General features: G+C 57.9%; 13 protein-coding genes. 9 read left to right on the top strand and 4 right to left on the bottom strand.

Translation table 11 applies throughout. From position 1 onward, the window contains the following. Window positions 1-310: 310 nt before the first annotated feature. The 5 genes from dppA to dppF all read left to right on the top strand — a co-directional run bounded on the left by dppA (window position 311) and on the right by dppF (window position 6,007). On the top strand, window positions 311-1,918 hold the full coding sequence (gene dppA, locus ACK5JN_RS04730) for a dipeptide ABC transporter periplasmic-binding protein DppA (RefSeq protein ID WP_416869089.1): 1,608 nt from the start codon (window positions 311-313) through the stop codon (window positions 1,916-1,918). A 159-nt stretch (window positions 1,919-2,077) separates the two neighbouring features. Then, window positions 2,078-3,097 carry a dipeptide ABC transporter permease DppB gene (dppB, locus tag ACK5JN_RS04735; RefSeq protein WP_416869090.1) on the top strand — a complete coding sequence of 340 codons (1,020 nt, stop codon included), beginning with the start codon at window positions 2,078-2,080 and terminating at the stop codon, window positions 3,095-3,097. Between the two features lie 9 nt (window positions 3,098-3,106). Beyond that, a complete protein-coding gene (dppC, locus tag ACK5JN_RS04740) occupies window positions 3,107-4,006 on the top strand; it encodes a dipeptide ABC transporter permease DppC (protein WP_416869091.1) in 900 nt (299 codons plus the stop codon). 10 nt (window positions 4,007-4,016) lie between these two features. Further along, entirely contained in the window at window positions 4,017-5,000 is a 984-nt protein-coding gene (dppD, locus tag ACK5JN_RS04745) for a dipeptide ABC transporter ATP-binding protein (protein ID WP_416869092.1), read from the top strand. After that, entirely contained in the window at window positions 4,997-6,007 is a 1,011-nt protein-coding gene (gene dppF, locus ACK5JN_RS04750; protein WP_416869093.1) for a dipeptide ABC transporter ATP-binding subunit DppF, read from the top strand. Before dppD ends, dppF begins: the two co-directional genes overlap by 4 nt. A 47-nt stretch (window positions 6,008-6,054) precedes the next feature. On the opposite strand, the gene ACK5JN_RS04755 is transcribed toward dppF, so the two are convergent. The 4 genes from ACK5JN_RS04755 to bcsE all read right to left on the bottom strand — a co-directional run bounded on the left by ACK5JN_RS04755 (window position 6,055) and on the right by bcsE (window position 9,917). Continuing rightward, window positions 6,055-6,246 (bottom strand): hypothetical protein, encoded by a 192-nt coding sequence (locus ACK5JN_RS04755; protein ID WP_416869094.1) that lies wholly within the window; start codon window positions 6,244-6,246, stop codon window positions 6,055-6,057. 251 nt (window positions 6,247-6,497) lie between these two features. Then, complete coding sequence (gene bcsG, locus ACK5JN_RS04760; protein ID WP_416869095.1) at window positions 6,498-8,171, bottom strand: cellulose biosynthesis protein BcsG; 1,674 nt, start codon at window positions 8,169-8,171, stop codon at window positions 6,498-6,500. Continuing rightward, window positions 8,164-8,361 (bottom strand): cellulose biosynthesis protein BcsF, encoded by a 198-nt coding sequence (bcsF, locus tag ACK5JN_RS04765; RefSeq protein ID WP_062778782.1) that lies wholly within the window; start codon window positions 8,359-8,361, stop codon window positions 8,164-8,166. Before bcsF ends, bcsG begins: the two co-directional genes overlap by 8 nt. Further along, entirely contained in the window at window positions 8,358-9,917 is a 1,560-nt protein-coding gene (gene bcsE, locus ACK5JN_RS04770) for a cellulose biosynthesis protein BcsE (protein WP_416869096.1), read from the bottom strand. Before bcsE ends, bcsF begins: the two co-directional genes overlap by 4 nt. A 301-nt stretch (window positions 9,918-10,218) precedes the next feature. Here bcsE and bcsR point away from each other — a divergent pair, with 301 nt between their 5' ends. The 4 genes from bcsR to bcsB are packed head-to-tail and all read left to right on the top strand — an operon-like array spanning window position 10,219 to window position 16,125. Next, a complete protein-coding gene (bcsR, locus tag ACK5JN_RS04775; protein WP_416869097.1) occupies window positions 10,219-10,419 on the top strand; it encodes a cellulose biosynthesis protein BcsR in 201 nt (66 codons plus the stop codon). A gap of 9 nt (window positions 10,420-10,428) precedes the next feature. After that, entirely contained in the window at window positions 10,429-11,181 is a 753-nt protein-coding gene (bcsQ, locus tag ACK5JN_RS04780) for a cellulose biosynthesis protein BcsQ (RefSeq protein WP_416869098.1), read from the top strand. Continuing rightward, a complete protein-coding gene (gene bcsA, locus ACK5JN_RS04785; protein ID WP_416869099.1) occupies window positions 11,178-13,796 on the top strand; it encodes a UDP-forming cellulose synthase catalytic subunit in 2,619 nt (872 codons plus the stop codon). The genes bcsQ and bcsA overlap by 4 nt, the downstream gene beginning before the upstream one ends. Before the next feature lie 13 nt (window positions 13,797-13,809). Beyond that, on the top strand, window positions 13,810-16,125 hold the full coding sequence (gene bcsB / locus ACK5JN_RS04790; protein WP_416869100.1) for a cellulose biosynthesis cyclic di-GMP-binding regulatory protein BcsB: 2,316 nt from the start codon (window positions 13,810-13,812) through the stop codon (window positions 16,123-16,125). Window positions 16,126-16,128 lie beyond the last annotated feature (3 nt).

Consider the following 16,128-nt stretch of genomic DNA (forward strand, 5'->3'; position numbering starts at 1 on the left):
CTGCCTTCTTGCCCATAGCATAAATTTCTCTGCTGAAAATAGGGCTTCGGGGTTTTTTTAATCTTTGCCCATCCATTCTCACCTTCAATACAAATCGCGGTTAACTGTATTGACGTTTTCACATTCTATTGACAGATTGTAGGGCATGAGGGGCATTTCATGGAGAATCCGCACTGCAACTCAGATGTTCCAGTGAACGGAATCCCGCCTCCACATATGCATCGACCAAGCCGGGTAAAAAATAAATAAAGGCCAGGCGGTGTAACCCACTGCAAAGGGTAAACAACACATATCACATTGGAGCAGAATAATGAGTATTTCCTTGAAGAAGTCAGGGATGCTGAAGCTGGGCCTCAGCCTGGTCGCCATGACCGTTGCCGCCAGCGTACAGGCCAAAACCCTGGTTTATTGTTCAGAAGGCTCGCCGGAAGGCTTTAACCCACAGCTCTTTACGTCTGGTACCACTTACGATGCCAGCTCCGTACCTATCTATAACCGTCTGGTTGAATTTAAAACCGGCACCACGGAAGTCATTCCGGGCCTGGCTGAGAAGTGGGATATCAGCGAAGACGGCAAAACCTACACCTTCCACCTGCGTCAGGGCGTGAAGTGGCAGGATAACAAAGAGTTTAAACCGACTCGCGACATGAACGCCGACGACATCGTCTTCTCCTTCGATCGTCAAAAAAACGCGCAAAACCCGTACCACAAAGTCTCTGGCGGCAGCTATGAATACTTTGAAGGCATGGGCCTGCAGGACCTGATTAGCGAAGTGAAAAAAGTCGACGATCATACCGTGCAGTTCGTGCTGACTCGCCCGGAAGCGCCGTTCCTGGCCGACCTGGCAATGGACTTCGCCTCTATTCTGTCAAAAGAATATGCTGACAACATGCTGAAAGCCGGTACGCCGGAGAAAGTGGACCTGAACCCAATCGGTACCGGCCCGTTCCAGCTGCTGCAGTATCAGAAAGACTCCCGTATTCTCTACAAAGCCTTCCCGGGCTACTGGGGCACCAAGCCGCAGATCGACCGTCTGGTCTTCTCCATTACGCCTGACGCTTCCGTGCGTTACGCCAAGCTGCAGAAGAACGAATGCCAGGTGATGCCGTACCCGAACCCGGCCGACATCGCGCGCATGAAGGAAGACAAAAACATCAATCTGATGGAGCAGGCGGGTTTGAACGTCGGCTATCTCTCCTTCAACACCGAGAAAAAACCGTTTGATGACGTGAAGGTGCGCCAGGCGCTGACCTACGCGGTCAACAAAGAAGCGATCATCAAAGCCGTTTATCAGGGCGCTGGCGTGGCCGCGAAAAACCTGATCCCACCAACCATGTGGGGCTATAACGACGACGTCAAAGACTACACCTACGATCCTGAGAAAGCGAAAGCGCTGCTGAAAGAAGCCGGCCAGGATAAAGGCTTTACCGTTGAGCTGTGGGCGATGCCGGTACAGCGTCCGTACAACCCGAACGCTCGCCGCATGGCGGAGATGATTCAGGCTGACTGGGCGAAGATCGGCGTACAGGCCAAAATCGTGACCTACGAGTGGGGCGAATACCTCAAGCGTGCGAAAGCGGGCGAACACCAGGCGGTGATGATGGGCTGGACCGGCGACAACGGGGATCCGGATAACTTCTTCGCCACGCTGTTCAGCTGCGCGGCGGCGAAAGACGGCTCCAACTACTCCCGCTGGTGCTACAAGCCGTTTGAAGACCTGATTCAACCGGCGCGTGCGACCGACGATCACAACAAGCGTATTGAACTGTACAAACAGGCTCAGGTAGTGATGCATGACCAGGCTCCGGCGCTGATCATCGCCCACTCCACCGTCTATGAGCCGGTGCGTAAAGAAGTCAAAGGCTATGTGGTTGACCCGTTAGGTAAACACCACTTCGAAAACGTTTCTGTCGAATAATAAAGACGATGCCTTAACCGGCAGCGCACGCTTCCTGCCCCCCTTGGGGCGGGAAGCCGCGCCGTATCTGCGCCTCTTGCATTCGGGAAGGGCGGCAGATTTGTGAGCAATACAGATGACCTGTGACCAGGCGGGCCGTCATTAGAGAGAATCAGGGTTATGTTGCAGTTCATCCTCAAACGATTGGGTCTGGTGATCCCGACGTTTATCGGTATCACCCTCCTCACGTTTGCCTTCGTGCATATGATCCCCGGCGATCCGGTGATGATTATGGCCGGCGAGCGTGGTATTTCCCCTGAGCGTCACGCCCAGCTGCTGGCTGAACTCGGCCTTGATAAGCCGATGTGGCAGCAGTACCTCCACTATATCTGGGGCGTGCTGCACGGCGACTTAGGGATTTCATTAAAGAGCCGCCTCCCGGTGTGGGACGAGTTTGTGCCGCGCTTTAAAGCGACGCTGGAGCTCGGTATCTGCGCCATGATTTTCGCCGTCGCCGTGGGTATCCCGGTGGGCGTGCTGGCTGCGGTGAAACGCGGCTCCATCTTCGACCACACCGCCGTTGGCCTGGCGCTGACCGGCTACTCCATGCCGATTTTCTGGTGGGGCATGATGCTGATTATGCTGGTCTCGGTACAGTGGAACCTGACGCCGGTCTCCGGACGCGTCAGCGATATGGTGTTCCTTGACGACACCAATCCGCTTACCGGCTTTATGCTGATCGACACCGCCATCTGGGGCGAAGAGGGCAACTTTATCGATGCGCTGGCGCATATGATTCTGCCGGCCATCGTGCTGGGCACCATCCCGCTGGCGGTAATTGTGCGTATGACCCGCTCCTCCATGCTGGAAGTGCTGGGCGAAGATTACATTCGTACCGCCCGCGCCAAGGGGCTGACCCGCATGCGGGTGATTATCGTTCACGCCTTGCGTAACGCCATGCTGCCGGTGGTCACCGTTATCGGCCTGCAGGTGGGTACGCTGCTGGCGGGCGCGATTCTAACGGAAACCATCTTCTCCTGGCCGGGCCTGGGGCGCTGGCTGATTGATGCCTTACAGCGCCGCGACTATCCGGTGGTGCAGGGCGGCGTGCTGCTGGTGGCGACGATGATTATTCTCGTCAACCTGCTGGTAGACCTGCTGTACGGCGTGGTGAACCCGCGCATTCGTCATAAGAAGTAAGGGGCCGTCATGTCACAAGTTACTGAGAATAAAGCACCGGTGCCGATGACCCCGTTACAGGAATTCTGGCACTACTTTAAGCGCAATAAAGGCGCGGTGGTGGGGCTGGCGTATGTGGTCATCGTGCTGTTTATCGCCATCTTCGCCAACTGGATTGCGCCCTATAACCCGGCGGAACAGTTCCGCGATAGCCTGCTGGCACCGCCGGCATGGCAGGAAGGCGGCAGCCTGGCGCACCTGCTGGGCACCGATGATGTGGGCCGTGACGTGCTGTCGCGCCTGATGTACGGCGCGCGACTGTCGTTGCTGGTGGGCTGTCTGGTGGTGGCGCTGTCGCTGGTGCTGGGCATCGTGCTCGGCCTGGTGGCGGGGTACTTCGGGGGCCTGATTGATAACATCATCATGCGCGTCGTCGACATCATGCTGGCGCTGCCAAGCCTGCTGCTGGCGCTGGCGCTGGTGCTGGTGGCGATCTTCGGCCCCTCCATCGGCAACGCCGCGCTGGCGCTGACCTTTGTCGCCCTGCCGCACTACGTCCGCTTAACCCGCGCCGCCGTGCTGGTGGAGGTCAACCGCGACTACGTGACCGCTTCCCGCGTGGCGGGCGCTGGCGCGATGCGTCAGATGTTCGTCAACATTTTTCCGAACTGCCTTGCGCCGCTGATTGTTCAGGCGTCGCTTGGTTTCTCTAACGCCATTCTCGATATGGCTGCCCTCGGCTTCCTGGGGATGGGCGCTCAGCCGCCTACCCCGGAGTGGGGCACCATGCTCTCTGACGTGCTGCAATTCGCACAAAGCGCCTGGTGGGTCGTGACCTTCCCGGGGCTGGCGATTCTGCTGACGGTGCTGGCATTTAACCTGATGGGTGACGGTCTGCGTGACGCGCTCGATCCCAAACTGAAGCAGTAAGAGGTTCGAGATGGCGTTATTAAATGTAGATAAATTATCGGTGCACTTCGGTGACGAAGGCACACCGTTTAAAGCCGTAGACCGCGTGAGCTACAGCGTGAATCAGGGCGAAGTGGTCGGGATCGTCGGGGAGTCCGGCTCCGGTAAGTCGGTGAGTTCGCTGGCGATCATGGGGCTGATTGATTACCCCGGCCGGGTGATGGCGGAAAGCCTGGCGTTTAACGGCCAGGATCTGAAGCGGATTTCTGAAAAAGAACGCCGCAACCTGGTGGGCGCCGAAGTGGCGATGATCTTCCAGGATCCGATGACCAGCCTCAACCCCTGCTACACCGTCGGTTTCCAGATTATGGAAGCCATTAAGGTGCATCAGGGCGGCAATAAGAAAACCCGTCGTCAGCGGGCGATTGACCTGTTAAACCAGGTGGGGATCCCGGATCCGGCATCGCGTCTCGACGTCTATCCGCACCAGCTTTCCGGCGGCATGAGCCAGCGCGTGATGATTGCGATGGCGATTGCCTGTCGTCCGAAGCTGCTGATTGCCGATGAACCGACGACCGCGCTCGATGTGACCATCCAGGCGCAGATTATCGAGCTGCTGCTGGAGTTGCAGCAGAAAGAGAATATGGCGCTGATCCTGATCACCCACGATCTGGCGCTGGTGGCCGAAGCGGCGCACAAAATTATCGTGATGTACGCCGGTCAGGTTGTCGAGACCGGCGCGGCCAGCGATATTTTCCGCGCGCCTCGCCACCCCTATACCCAGGCGCTGCTGCGCGCGCTGCCGGAGTTTGCTCAGGATAAAGCGCGTCTGGCTTCGCTGCCGGGTGTGGTACCGGGTAAATACGACCGCCCGAACGGCTGCCTGCTGAACCCGCGCTGCCCCTACGCCACGGAGAAATGCCGTAGCGTAGAGCCGGATCTGAACACCGTTGACGGCGCGCGCCAGTCGAAATGTCACTACCCACTTGATGATGCCGGGAGGCCGACACTATGAGTACGCATGAGGCCACCTCGCCGCAGCCGCTGCTGCAGGCCATCGATCTGAAAAAACACTACCCGGTGAAGAAGGGCATTTTTGCCCCGGAGCGTCTGGTGAAAGCGCTGGACGGTGTCTCCTTTACCCTTGAGCGTGGCAAAACGCTGGCGGTGGTGGGCGAGTCCGGCTGTGGCAAATCCACCCTTGGCCGCCTGCTGACGATGATCGAAATCCCGACCGGCGGCGAGTTGTACTACCAGGGGCAGGATCTGCTCAAGCACGACCCGCAGGCGCAGAAGCTGCGTCGGCAGAAAATCCAGATCGTGTTCCAGAACCCGTACGGTTCACTCAACCCGCGTAAGAAGGTGGGGCAGATTCTGGAAGAGCCGCTGCTGATTAACACGTCGTTCAGCAAAGAGCAGCGCCGTGAAAAAGCGCTGGCGATGATGGCGAAGGTGGGTCTTAAAACGGAGCACTACGATCGCTATCCGCATATGTTCTCCGGCGGCCAGCGTCAGCGTATTGCTATCGCCCGCGGTCTGATGCTCGACCCGGACGTGGTGATCGCCGACGAACCGGTCTCCGCGCTCGACGTTTCCGTTCGCGCGCAGGTATTGAACCTGATGATGGATTTGCAGCAGGATCTGGGGCTGTCTTATGTGTTCATCTCCCACGACCTGTCGGTGGTGGAGCACATCGCCGATGAGGTGATGGTGATGTACCTGGGCCGCTGCGTGGAGAAAGGGACGAAAGACCAGATCTTCAACAACCCGCGCCATCCGTACACTCAGGCGCTGCTCTCCGCGACGCCGCGTCTGAATCCGGACGAGCGCCGCGAGCGCATCAAGCTGACCGGCGAACTGCCAAGCCCGCTCAATCCGCCGCCGGGCTGCGCGTTCAACGCCCGCTGCCGCCGTCGCTTCGGGCCGTGCACGCAGCTCCAGCCGCAGTTAAAGGATTACGGTGGTCAGCTAGTGGCGTGTTTCGCCGTCGACCAGGATGAGAATCCAGAAAAGAGCGCGTAGCGTATGCGCTACCTGAAGGCCGCAGAGGTGACACTCTGCGGCCTTTTTTATTCGGGCGCAATTCTGAAAAAGGGTTTCTCCCGGCGAGTTGCAGGGACGATTACCGTATTATCGACGGCAAGCCGGGCATCCGGTGAGGCGCAATGTTGCGGGGGCTTGATCCCCGGCGGCATGCGTTGCTGGAAAGAGAAAGCCCCCGCACGTTGTTTGGTATAAACCAGCAACATAACGAGGGCCATTCACTTGCCTGGACAACAAGAGAATAGCCGCGAACGGTTGCTATTGCAATTGGCGGTTCTATGACGCTTAACGAAGCGTTAGTGCTTGCGGTTGTGACCTCCATCGTCGGCCCACTGGTGGTCGCGCTGGTACGTCACTTCTTCAGGTTCTAAGCTGACGGGGCGTCGTGGCTGCCGCAATGGCAACATGCGCCCGAACCGGGCCGCAGAGGTAAAACTCTGCGGCCTTTTTCGTGAGCACCAACGGCGTGTTATTGCGGGTACGGCACCCAGGCACCGCCGTTCAGGCGAACGTACGGTTTGCCCTGGTATTGCATCACCACCGCGTTGGCGTTCTCCGAGACGGCGGCGGTCTGCGGCAGATTGCTGGTCAGCGCCGACCAATCGACGCTGTCTTCAGTAAACAGCTTGCCGTCCACCGCGCGGGCCACCAGCTCGGAAATGGCGAGGTAGCTGCTTGGTTGGGTGATATCGATCGCCGTACCCTGATGCGGCGCCTTCATACCAAAGAACTTGATAGCCGCCGGGACGTGGGTAATTGAGGGGCTTGGAATGTCGCGCAGGCCAGAAACCTGCATCTTGTCACCCTGCAGCGCCGCGCCGTGCTCAGGGACGACCACCACCATCACTTTACGGCCCGATTTCTCCAGCTCGGTAAAGAAGGTATCCAGTTCATCAAACAGCTTCTGCCCGCGGGCCTTATAGTCTGCCGTTTTGCTCTGACCCGGATAATGGTTACCGTCGTGCAGCGGCAGAATATTGTAGAAGGTTGCAGAGCGGCCACCCGCTTGAATATCCGGTGACTGCATCCAGCGATTAAGCGTTGCGAGATCGTCATACACCGGTGAGCCGTCGAACGAGAGCAGATTAACCGGCAGTTTGCTCTGGTCCATCAGCGGACTCTGCACGCCGCCGTATTCACGTACTTCTTTGAGGAAGTCGCCAAAGACGCCGTCGTGATCGAGCATCAGGTGCTGCGTAAAGCCCAGCTTCGACAGGTTATCGAACAGGTAGCACTGGTTACCCGCAGGCTGATACAGGCTGGTGTGCGACGGCTGGCCGCAGCTGGCGCGCAGCAGGCGAATGGCCGCCGGGCCGCTGTAGGAGGTCGCGGAGTTGAAGTTGCTAAAACGGATATCAAAGTGCGACCACAGCGGATGCTGCATCAGCGCGGCGGCTTCAAGATCGGAGTTCGCCAGCGAGCAGATGTTGATGACCAGCAGATCAAACGGCTGCGCGTCGTCCGGTAGCTGCGTCGGGAAGGTGGTCGCGCGCTTGCTTTCCGAGGCGTAGAAACTGTTCAGCCAGGCATTCAGGTTGTCCGAGGTCGGCGCCGCGGTTTGCGCCGGGATATCCCCGCTTGCCGGCGCGCTGCCGCTCGCAGCTACCGCGGGGGCAGTGGTGTTGGCGGTTGTCGCCGTCGCATTCTGCCCGGTTGGCCACAGGCTAAACGACGGGCCGACCAGCGTGCTCAGGTTAATCCATACCATGGCTACCACGACGAACACCGTAATCCGAATCCACTGGTTCAGGAACAGCCACGCTACCAGCAGGACGAAGAAGGCGCCGACCATTTGCCAGTTAATAAAGCGGGTGATTAGGTCCCAGATGTAGTCGGCGCTAAAGCCCGCAATCTGCGAGCCCTGGCTCATAATGCTTTCTGGCCCCGGTAGCCATGTGTCGTGCCAGAACAGCGCAAAACCGATGGGAATCGCTATCCAGTGCCGCCAGCGGTGCAGGCGGCTGTTGGGCAGCGGGAACAGCAAAAATGCCATAAACACCAGGTTCTGCATGGCGTGAAAATTCAGGTACCCGGCCCACAGGAGGCCAAATTTGACCAGGAAGTAGAAGTTCCACCCGGAAAGGCCCCGCCAGTAATGCCAGGAGGACGGGGTCGCGGCAGCGTTTTGCTTCGAATTAGTCATTTTTTGATTTTGCCCTGACGGCCAGATCCCGGCGCAGCACGCCTACTGGCTTAACATAACGGGGTTTAAGAAACATCAAGCGGAAGGCGTTTTCAATTCGACGCTGATGATGGCGCGCCAGATATCCCAGCGGGAAAAAAATGAGCGCGCACAACACAACCAGTTGAATAATATCGCTTATTGACATCATGACGATTTCTCTTCGGTATCGGCAGACAAACGCAGCGGTTCCGGATAGCGACGCCAGCTGTTGCCCTCGTAGGTGGCATTCATCACGTTGGTCGGTTTCGGCGCCAGCTGGAGCGGCTTGGTCCACAGTTCAGGCTTCACGTCGCGCATGATCAGCAGTTCAGCAGCAATCTGCTTATCTTCAAACCAAATCATACGGTTAGAGAAAATATCGCCGGTCGGGAGTGGGAAAATATGGTTCAGCGCTTTATCCAGGTCGTTGACCCGGCAGAAGGGCAGGAACAACACCAGACGACGGTCAGCGATAGTGACGATATCGCCCATTCGGTGAGGGCGGCACAGCGTCAGCGCTTGTTCGACGCGCAGCCCCGGAGCCGGGCGCAGTGCGACCATTACCCCTTTACTGTCGGCGGGCAGCAGCGTGTTATTAACCACTTTTTGCACTGAATCGCAGAACACATCCCACTTTTGATAGCCTTTCAGCTTCAGGGGTTCCGTGTTGGCCAGCAGGGTGGTCAGATCTTCAGGAACGTGGCGATTGAACTGCTGCGTCTGCACGCTTTCAATCAACGTCAGGCTGCGAGACAGCGGCGCGCTCGCGGAAATCACCAGGTTGGCACCGCAGCTAAGCAGCAGGCGTTCATCGGTGGCGCGCAGGCTCGGCGTGGTTTCGCGGGCGATGATTTTTAACGCGCTGCCGCGCTGGCGGCGCAGGGTATGAATATAGCGGGCAAGCTGTTCAACCTGGCTATTCTGGCTCAGCGCGAAAATCACCGTGGCGGCCTGGGCGGTACGCGCGGCATTAAATACGGCGTCATTCGTATCGAATAAGGTCCAGTGTTCCGAAAGCGCCGGTGCACCTTCAAGAATATTGATATTACTCAGAACTTCTTTTTCGTCACTACGCGGTTGGACATTTGCAACCTCTTCCTGCGCTAAATGCCAGCCGTTGTCATTTTGTTTAATTAAAAGCTGTTGACGTGCGCTGACGCCTTTTTCATTAGCCCAGTAAGATATATCCAGAAGTTGACTATCACCCTGGTAACGTAAACTCGCGAGGCCAGAGAGCGAACGGTATTCGCCCAACAATAGCGAGGTTAAGGCATCTGCATTGTTTCCAGGGCTAAGAACTAAAAGCGTGCAATGGTAGTATTTCGCCCATTGTTGAGAATTGTTTACCCATTTGAAGAGTTTTTCGCCGGATATATTTTTCCAGGCGTTGTGGGAACATAAAAGGATAACGAAATAATCTTTTGGCTCTAGCGTGCACAGCAAATCGCGGCGCATAAAGTTTAGACCATTCTGGCTATCCTGCATGGTAAAAAGCGAAATTTTTTTGGGACCAGTATTATCCTTTAACACTATGAGGTCATTAGGGTTTTCACCCATGCTGACCACTGCAACCCTGGCTGAATCCGACTGCGCGGCCAGCGTCTGGTTTAGCAGGCTAACGGCATCCTCGTGGCGGTCAGTATTGACCCACCACACGCCGCCAGCGGGCATATGGCTCACTTCATCCCACAGCGACTGAATACCAAGTGAAAATATGGGGTTCATCGTGTCCCTCTTATCGACGAAAATCCTGAGTATAAGTTTACTAGTGTCATCGTCAGAATAAACCTAATATTGAAATTAAATAGCATCAGATTTAGCATGTATACTCTAAATAATTCGAGTTAACGCCAGGCGATAAGTGAGTAAATCCCCTGAAAATTGCATAACTATGTGGCTAAAATGAGTAGAAGTGGAAGTGCTCATCTGCCATCAAAAGTATGATGAGTATAAACGAATTTCATGGAAAGGTTGCCATTCGAGAGATACGGCGCATTCGTACTTTGATTTCAGAGGGAGTAAAAAAATGCCAGATAACGAACCTATGACATCAGTTGATTCGCAACTCGGTTACACTTTCCAGAATGATTTTCTCGCATTGAGCCGGGCTTTCTCTCTACCCAATATAGATTACACTGATATTTCCCAGCGTGAAAAATTAGCGGCGGCGTTTAAGCGATGGCCGCTGCTGTCTGAGTTTGCAGAACAAAAAGCCGAACAAGAATAAGGAAGCCTGATGGCTATTCTGGGATTACAGGGCGTGCGGGGTGGCGTAGGTACCACGTCAATCACGGCGGCCCTGGCATGGTCATTACAGCTGCTCGGGGAGTCGGTGTTGGTTATCGATGCCTGCCCCGACAATATGCTGCGCCTGTCATTCAATGATGATATCGCTCGCGACAGCGGCTGGGCGCGCGCGGTGCTGGACGGCAAAGACTGGCGCGATACCGCGCTGCGCTATACCTCGCAAATCGATGTATTGCCGTTCGGCAAGCTGCACCCCGGTGAACAGCAAAACGTCGGCGCTCTCAGCGAGGCGCTGTCGATTATTGCCACCATTGCCCAGACGCTGGAACGTGAGGGGCGCTACCAGTGGATCCTCATCGACCTGCCGCACGGTTTCTACCCCTGGACGCCTTCTCTTGTCGAAGCCTGCCATTACACCCTGACTATCGTTAAACCCGACGCCAACTGCCATATTCGCCTGCATCAGCAGCCGCTGCCGGCCAATACCCACATTCTGCTGAACGGCCTGCGGATGAGCAGCCCGTTGCAGGAAGATCTGTATCAGGTCTGGCTGCAAACGCAGCGCCGCCTGCTGCCGGTGGTGGTGCATCGCGATGAAGCGATGGCGGAGAGCCTCGCCAGCAAGCAGCCGCTGGGCGAGTATCGCCACGACTCCCTGGCCTCTGAAGAAATGATCACGCTCGCCAACTGGTGCCTGATGCATTATGCCGGTCGGCACCCGGCGGAAGAGAGCGAATCATGATTCGCCTCAGCAGCTGGATCTTCGTCCCGCCGGTGTACGCGCAGATACGCGCGCGCTACGTTGGCTATCGGCGCGCCGGCTCGTCCTGGCTCGCCGCGACGCTGGCCTGCCTGTGGGTAGGGCTGGCGTGGATGTTTTTACCGCTGGAAAATTCGCGCTGGCAGGCGTTACAGGCGCGACAGGAAGAACTGTTTCCGCATATTCGCTTTGCTCGCCCCCGGCCGTTAGATCCGCTGCGCTACGTGCTGCAGGCGCTTTGGCTTATCATCAGCAAGCCGCCGGAAACGCGCCGTGCCGTCGCCTGGCGGCCGCTGGCGGGCGTCGATCGCCTGCGCGAGCGCTACAACCAGTGGGCGGAATCGCTGCCCGGCCGCATCAATGCGCAAACCGGGCATCTTGATAATAAAAAAGAGCTGGCGCACCTGAACCCCAAACTGCGCCGGGTGGTGCTTGGCGTCGCCGTTGTGCTGTCGTTGCTGCTGGCGCTGGTCTGTATCACTCAGCCGTTTAACCCGATTTCACAGTTTATTTTCCTGATGCTGCTGTGGGGCGTGGCCCTGCTGGTGCGCCGCATTCCGGGCCGCTTCTCCGCGCTGATGCTGATCGTCCTGTCGCTGACGGTCTCCTGCCGCTACATCTGGTGGCGCTACACCTCGACGCTGAACTGGAACGATCCGGTAAGCCTGGTATGCGGCCTGATCCTGTTATTTGCGGAAACCTACGCCTGGATAGTGCTGGTGCTGGGCTACTTCCAGGTGGTCTGGCCGCTGAACCGTCATCCGGTACCGCTGCCGAAAGACATGAACGAATGGCCGACGGTCGATATCTTCGTGCCGACCTACAACGAAGATCTGAACGTGGTGAAAAATACCGTTTACGCGTCGCTCGGCATCGACTGGCCGAAAGATAAGGTCAAAATCTGGATCCTCGACGATGGCGGCCGCGAAGCGTTTCGGCAGTTTGCCAAAGACGTTGGCGTGGAGTACGTGGCGCGTACTACGCATGAACATGCAAAAGCGGGGAACATCAACAATGCGCTGAAGCTGGCGAAGGGCGAGTTTGTGTCGATCTTCGACTGTGACCACGTGCCGACCCGCTCGTTCCTGCAGATGACCATGGGCTGGTTCCTGAAGGACAAAAAGCTGGCGATGATGCAGACGCCGCACCACTTCTTTTCGCCGGACCCGTTTGAACGTAACCTCGGCCGTTTCCGTAAGACGCCGAACGAAGGCACGCTGTTCTACGGCCTGGTGCAGGACGGTAACGACATGTGGGACGCCACCTTCTTCTGCGGCTCCTGTGCGGTCATCCGCCGTAAGCCGCTGGACGAAATTGGCGGCATCGCCGTTGAAACCGTTACCGAGGATGCGCATACCTCGCTGCGTCTGCACCGCCGTGGCTACACCTCCGCCTATATGCGTCTGCCGCAGGCGGCGGGGCTGGCAACGGAAAGCCTGTCGGCGCATATCGGCCAGCGTATCCGCTGGGCGCGCGGGATGGTGCAGATCTTCCGCCTCGATAACCCGCTGTTTGGTAAAGGGCTGAAGCTGCCGCAGCGGCTGTGCTATCTCAACGCCATGTTCCACTTCTTATCCGGCGTGCCGCGGCTGATCTTCCTGACCGCGCCGCTGGCCTTCCTGCTGCTGCACGCTTACATCATCTACGCCCCGGCGCTGATGATTGCGCTGTTCGTGCTGCCGCACATGATCCACGCCAGCCTCACCAACTCGAAGATTCAGGGGAAATATCGCCACTCCTTCTGGAGTGAAATCTATGAAACGGTGCTGGCCTGGTACATCGCTCCGCCGACCATGGTGGCGCTGTTTAACCCGCATAAAGGCAAATTCAACGTGACCGCCAAGGGCGGGCTGGTGGAAGAGGAGTACGTCGACTGGGTTATCTCCCGGCCGTATATCTTCCTCGTGCTGCTCAACCTGGTGGGCGTGGCGTTCGGTATCTGGCGCTACATGTACGGCCCGGAGAATGAAATTCTCACCGTGTGGATAAGCCTGGTGTGGGTGTTCTACAACCTGATTATCCTCGGCGGCGCGGTGGCCGTGTCGGTGGAGAGCAAGCAGGTACGCCGTTCGCACCGCGTGGAAATCAAAATGCCGGGGGCGATTGCCCGCGAAGACGGCCATCTCTTCTCCTGTACGGTGCACGACTTTTCCGACGGCGGCGTGGGGATTCGCATCAACGGCGACGCCCAGGTGCTGGAAGAGCAAAAGGTGAATTTGCTGCTGAAACGCGGCCAGCAGGAGTACGTCTTCCCGACGCAGGTAGTGCGCGTGCTGGGCAGCGAAGTGGGCCTCAAGCTGCTGCCGATGAGCACCCGTCAGCATATCGACTTTGTACAGTGTACCTTTGCGCGCGCGGATACGTGGGCGCTGTGGCAGGACAGCTTCCCGGAAGATAAACCGCTGGAAAGTCTGTTCGATATTCTGAAGTTAGGGTTCCGTGGTTACCGTCACCTGGCCGAGTTTGCGCCGCCGGTGGCGAAGGAAATTTTCCGGTCACTCACCCTGCTGGTGGCGTGGGTGGCCTCATTTGTACCGCGTCGTCCGGAACGTGAGGCGGTGATCGAGCATCCGCTATCGGCTTTGGCTCAACAATAATGATGATTATGCGATGAAAAGAAACCTTTCCTGGATTTGTGCAGTGGCGATGGGGATGGGCAGTTTACTGCCGCTCACGACGCATTCAGAACCGACGCCAGAAGTGTCGGTGGCACCGACCGTTCAACCGGATGCCGCAGACCCAGCGGCGGTTGCGACGCCTGAGGCCGCGCCGGTGGTGGTGGAAGACGCGCCAAGCCGTGACGTAAAGCTTTCTTTCGCCCAGATAGCGCCGCCGCCCGGTAGCCTGGTGCTGCGCGGCTCCAATCCGAACGGTGGCGTGGAGTTTGGTATGCGCAGCGACGAAGTGGTGTCGAAGGCGCTGCTGAATCTGACCTACACGCCGTCGCCGTCGCTGCTGCCGATCACCTCGCAGCTGAAGGTGTATCTGAACGATGAGCTGATGGACGTACTGCCGGTCACCAAAGAGCAGCTGGGGAAAAAGGTCACGGCGCAGGTGGCGGTCGATCCGCTGTATATCACCGATTTTAACCGCGTGCGCCTCGAGTTTATCGGCCACTATCGCGACGTGTGCGAAAACCCGGCGAACAATACCGTCTGGCTGGACGTCGCCCGTAACAGCTCGCTGGATTTAACCTACCAGTCGCTGAAGGTTCGTAACGATCTCTCGCACTTCCCGGTGCCGTTCTTTGACGCGCGCGACAACCGCACGCTGGAACTGCCGATGGTCTTTGCCGCTTCACCAGACCTGCAACAGCAGCAGGCGGCGGGGATTATTGCCTCGTGGTTTGGCGCGAAGGCGGGCTGGCGTGGGCAGAATTTCCCGGTGCTGTTTAACACGCTGCCGGAGCGTAACGCGATCGTCTTTGCGACCAACGATCGTCGCCCGGACTTCCTGCGCGAACACCCGGCGGTAAACGCGCCGACGATCGAAATGATCGACCACCCGAACAACCCGTACGTGAAGCTGCTGGTAGTGTTTGGCCGCGATGATAAAGACTTGCTGCAGGCCGCGCAGGGGATTGCGTCGGGTAATATCCTGTTCCGTGGCGATAGCGTCACCGTTGATGAAGTGAAGCCGCTGCTGCCGCGCGTGCCGTACGATGCGCCGAACTGGGTGCGTACCGACCGTCCGGTCACCTTCGGCGAGCTGAAAACCTATGAGCAGCAGCTTCAGTCTACCGGGCTGGAACCCGCGTCAATCAACCTGTCGCTGAACCTACCGCCGGACCTGTACCTGATGCGCAGCACCGGCATTGATATGGACCTCAAGTATCGCTACACCATGCCGCCGGTGAAAGACAGCTCGCGGATGGACATCAGCCTCAACAACCAGTTCCTGCAGTCGTTTAACCTGGACAGTACCCAGGATGTCAACAAGCTGATGCTGCGCCTGCCGGTGCTGCAGGGGCTGTTGGACGGCAAGAATGACGTCAGCATTCCCGCGCTGCGTCTGGGCGCAATGAACCAGCTGCGTTTTGACTTCCAGTATATGAACCCAATGCCGGGCGGTACGGTGGAGAACTGCGTTACCTTCCAGCCGGTGCAGAACCATGTGGTGATTGGCGACGACTCGACGATCGACTTCTCAAACTACTATCACTTCCTGCCGATGCCGGATTTACGCACCTTTGCCAATGCGGGCTTCCCGTTCACCCGCATGGCGGACCTGTCCGATACGGTTATCGTGATGCCGAAGACGCCGTCGGAAGCCCAGATCAGCACGCTGCTGAACACCGTGGGCGTGGTCGGCGGTCAGACCGGCCTTGCCGGGACGAGCATGACCATTGTCGATGACGGCAGCCAGATTAAGAGTAAAGACGCCGACCTGCTGCTGATTGGCTCCATTCCGCAGCAGCTGAAGGACGATAAACATATCGACCTGCTGGTGAACGCCACCCAAAGCTGGGTGAAAACGCCGGTGCGTCACCACGACCTGCCGAGCATCTATATGGATGAGGATGACCGTCAGGCCAGCGTGCAGACCGGCATCACCTCCTCCGGCCCGATGGCGGCGGTGGTAGGCTTTGAATCGCCGTATCATAAACAGCGTAGCGTGGTGGCGCTGCTGGCCGATAGCGACAGAGGCTACACGCTGCTGAACGGCGCGCTGAACGACAGCGGCAAACGCGCGGCGATGTTTGGCTCGGTGTCGGTGATTCGTGAATCCGGCGTCAGCAGCCTGCGCGTGGGGGATATCTACTACGTCGGCCACCTGCCGTGGTTTGAACGCGTCTGGTTCGCGCTCTCCAACCATCCGGTGCTGCTGGCTATCTTTGCGGCGATCAGCATCGTGCTGCTGGCGTGGGTGCTGTGGCGTCTGCTGCGTATCATCAGCCGCCGTCGTTTGGATCCGGAAGACGAGTAAGCC

The organism is Kluyvera sp. (genome assembly GCF_047971185.1).
Taxonomy (GTDB): Bacteria; Pseudomonadota; Gammaproteobacteria; order Enterobacterales; family Enterobacteriaceae; genus Kluyvera.

Coding starts and splice junctions, on each gene's coding strand:
- dppA (WP_416869089.1), top strand. CDS start 311: ATGAGTATTTCCTTGAAGAAGTCAGGGATGCTGAAGCTGGGCCTCAGC.
- dppB (WP_416869090.1), top strand. CDS start 2,078: ATGTTGCAGTTCATCCTCAAACGATTGGGTCTGGTGATCCCGACGTTT.
- dppC (WP_416869091.1), top strand. CDS start 3,107: ATGTCACAAGTTACTGAGAATAAAGCACCGGTGCCGATGACCCCGTTA.
- dppD (WP_416869092.1), top strand. CDS start 4,017: ATGGCGTTATTAAATGTAGATAAATTATCGGTGCACTTCGGTGACGAA.
- dppF (WP_416869093.1), top strand. CDS start 4,997: ATGAGTACGCATGAGGCCACCTCGCCGCAGCCGCTGCTGCAGGCCATC.
- ACK5JN_RS04755 (WP_416869094.1), bottom strand. CDS start 6,246: ATGGCCCTCGTTATGTTGCTGGTTTATACCAAACAACGTGCGGGGGCT.
- bcsG (WP_416869095.1), bottom strand. CDS start 8,171: ATGACTAATTCGAAGCAAAACGCTGCCGCGACCCCGTCCTCCTGGCAT.
- bcsF (WP_062778782.1), bottom strand. CDS start 8,361: ATGATGTCAATAAGCGATATTATTCAACTGGTTGTGTTGTGCGCGCTC.
- bcsE (WP_416869096.1), bottom strand. CDS start 9,917: ATGAACCCCATATTTTCACTTGGTATTCAGTCGCTGTGGGATGAAGTG.
- bcsR (WP_416869097.1), top strand. CDS start 10,219: ATGCCAGATAACGAACCTATGACATCAGTTGATTCGCAACTCGGTTAC.
- bcsQ (WP_416869098.1), top strand. CDS start 10,429: ATGGCTATTCTGGGATTACAGGGCGTGCGGGGTGGCGTAGGTACCACG.
- bcsA (WP_416869099.1), top strand. CDS start 11,178: ATGATTCGCCTCAGCAGCTGGATCTTCGTCCCGCCGGTGTACGCGCAG.
- bcsB (WP_416869100.1), top strand. CDS start 13,810: ATGAAAAGAAACCTTTCCTGGATTTGTGCAGTGGCGATGGGGATGGGC.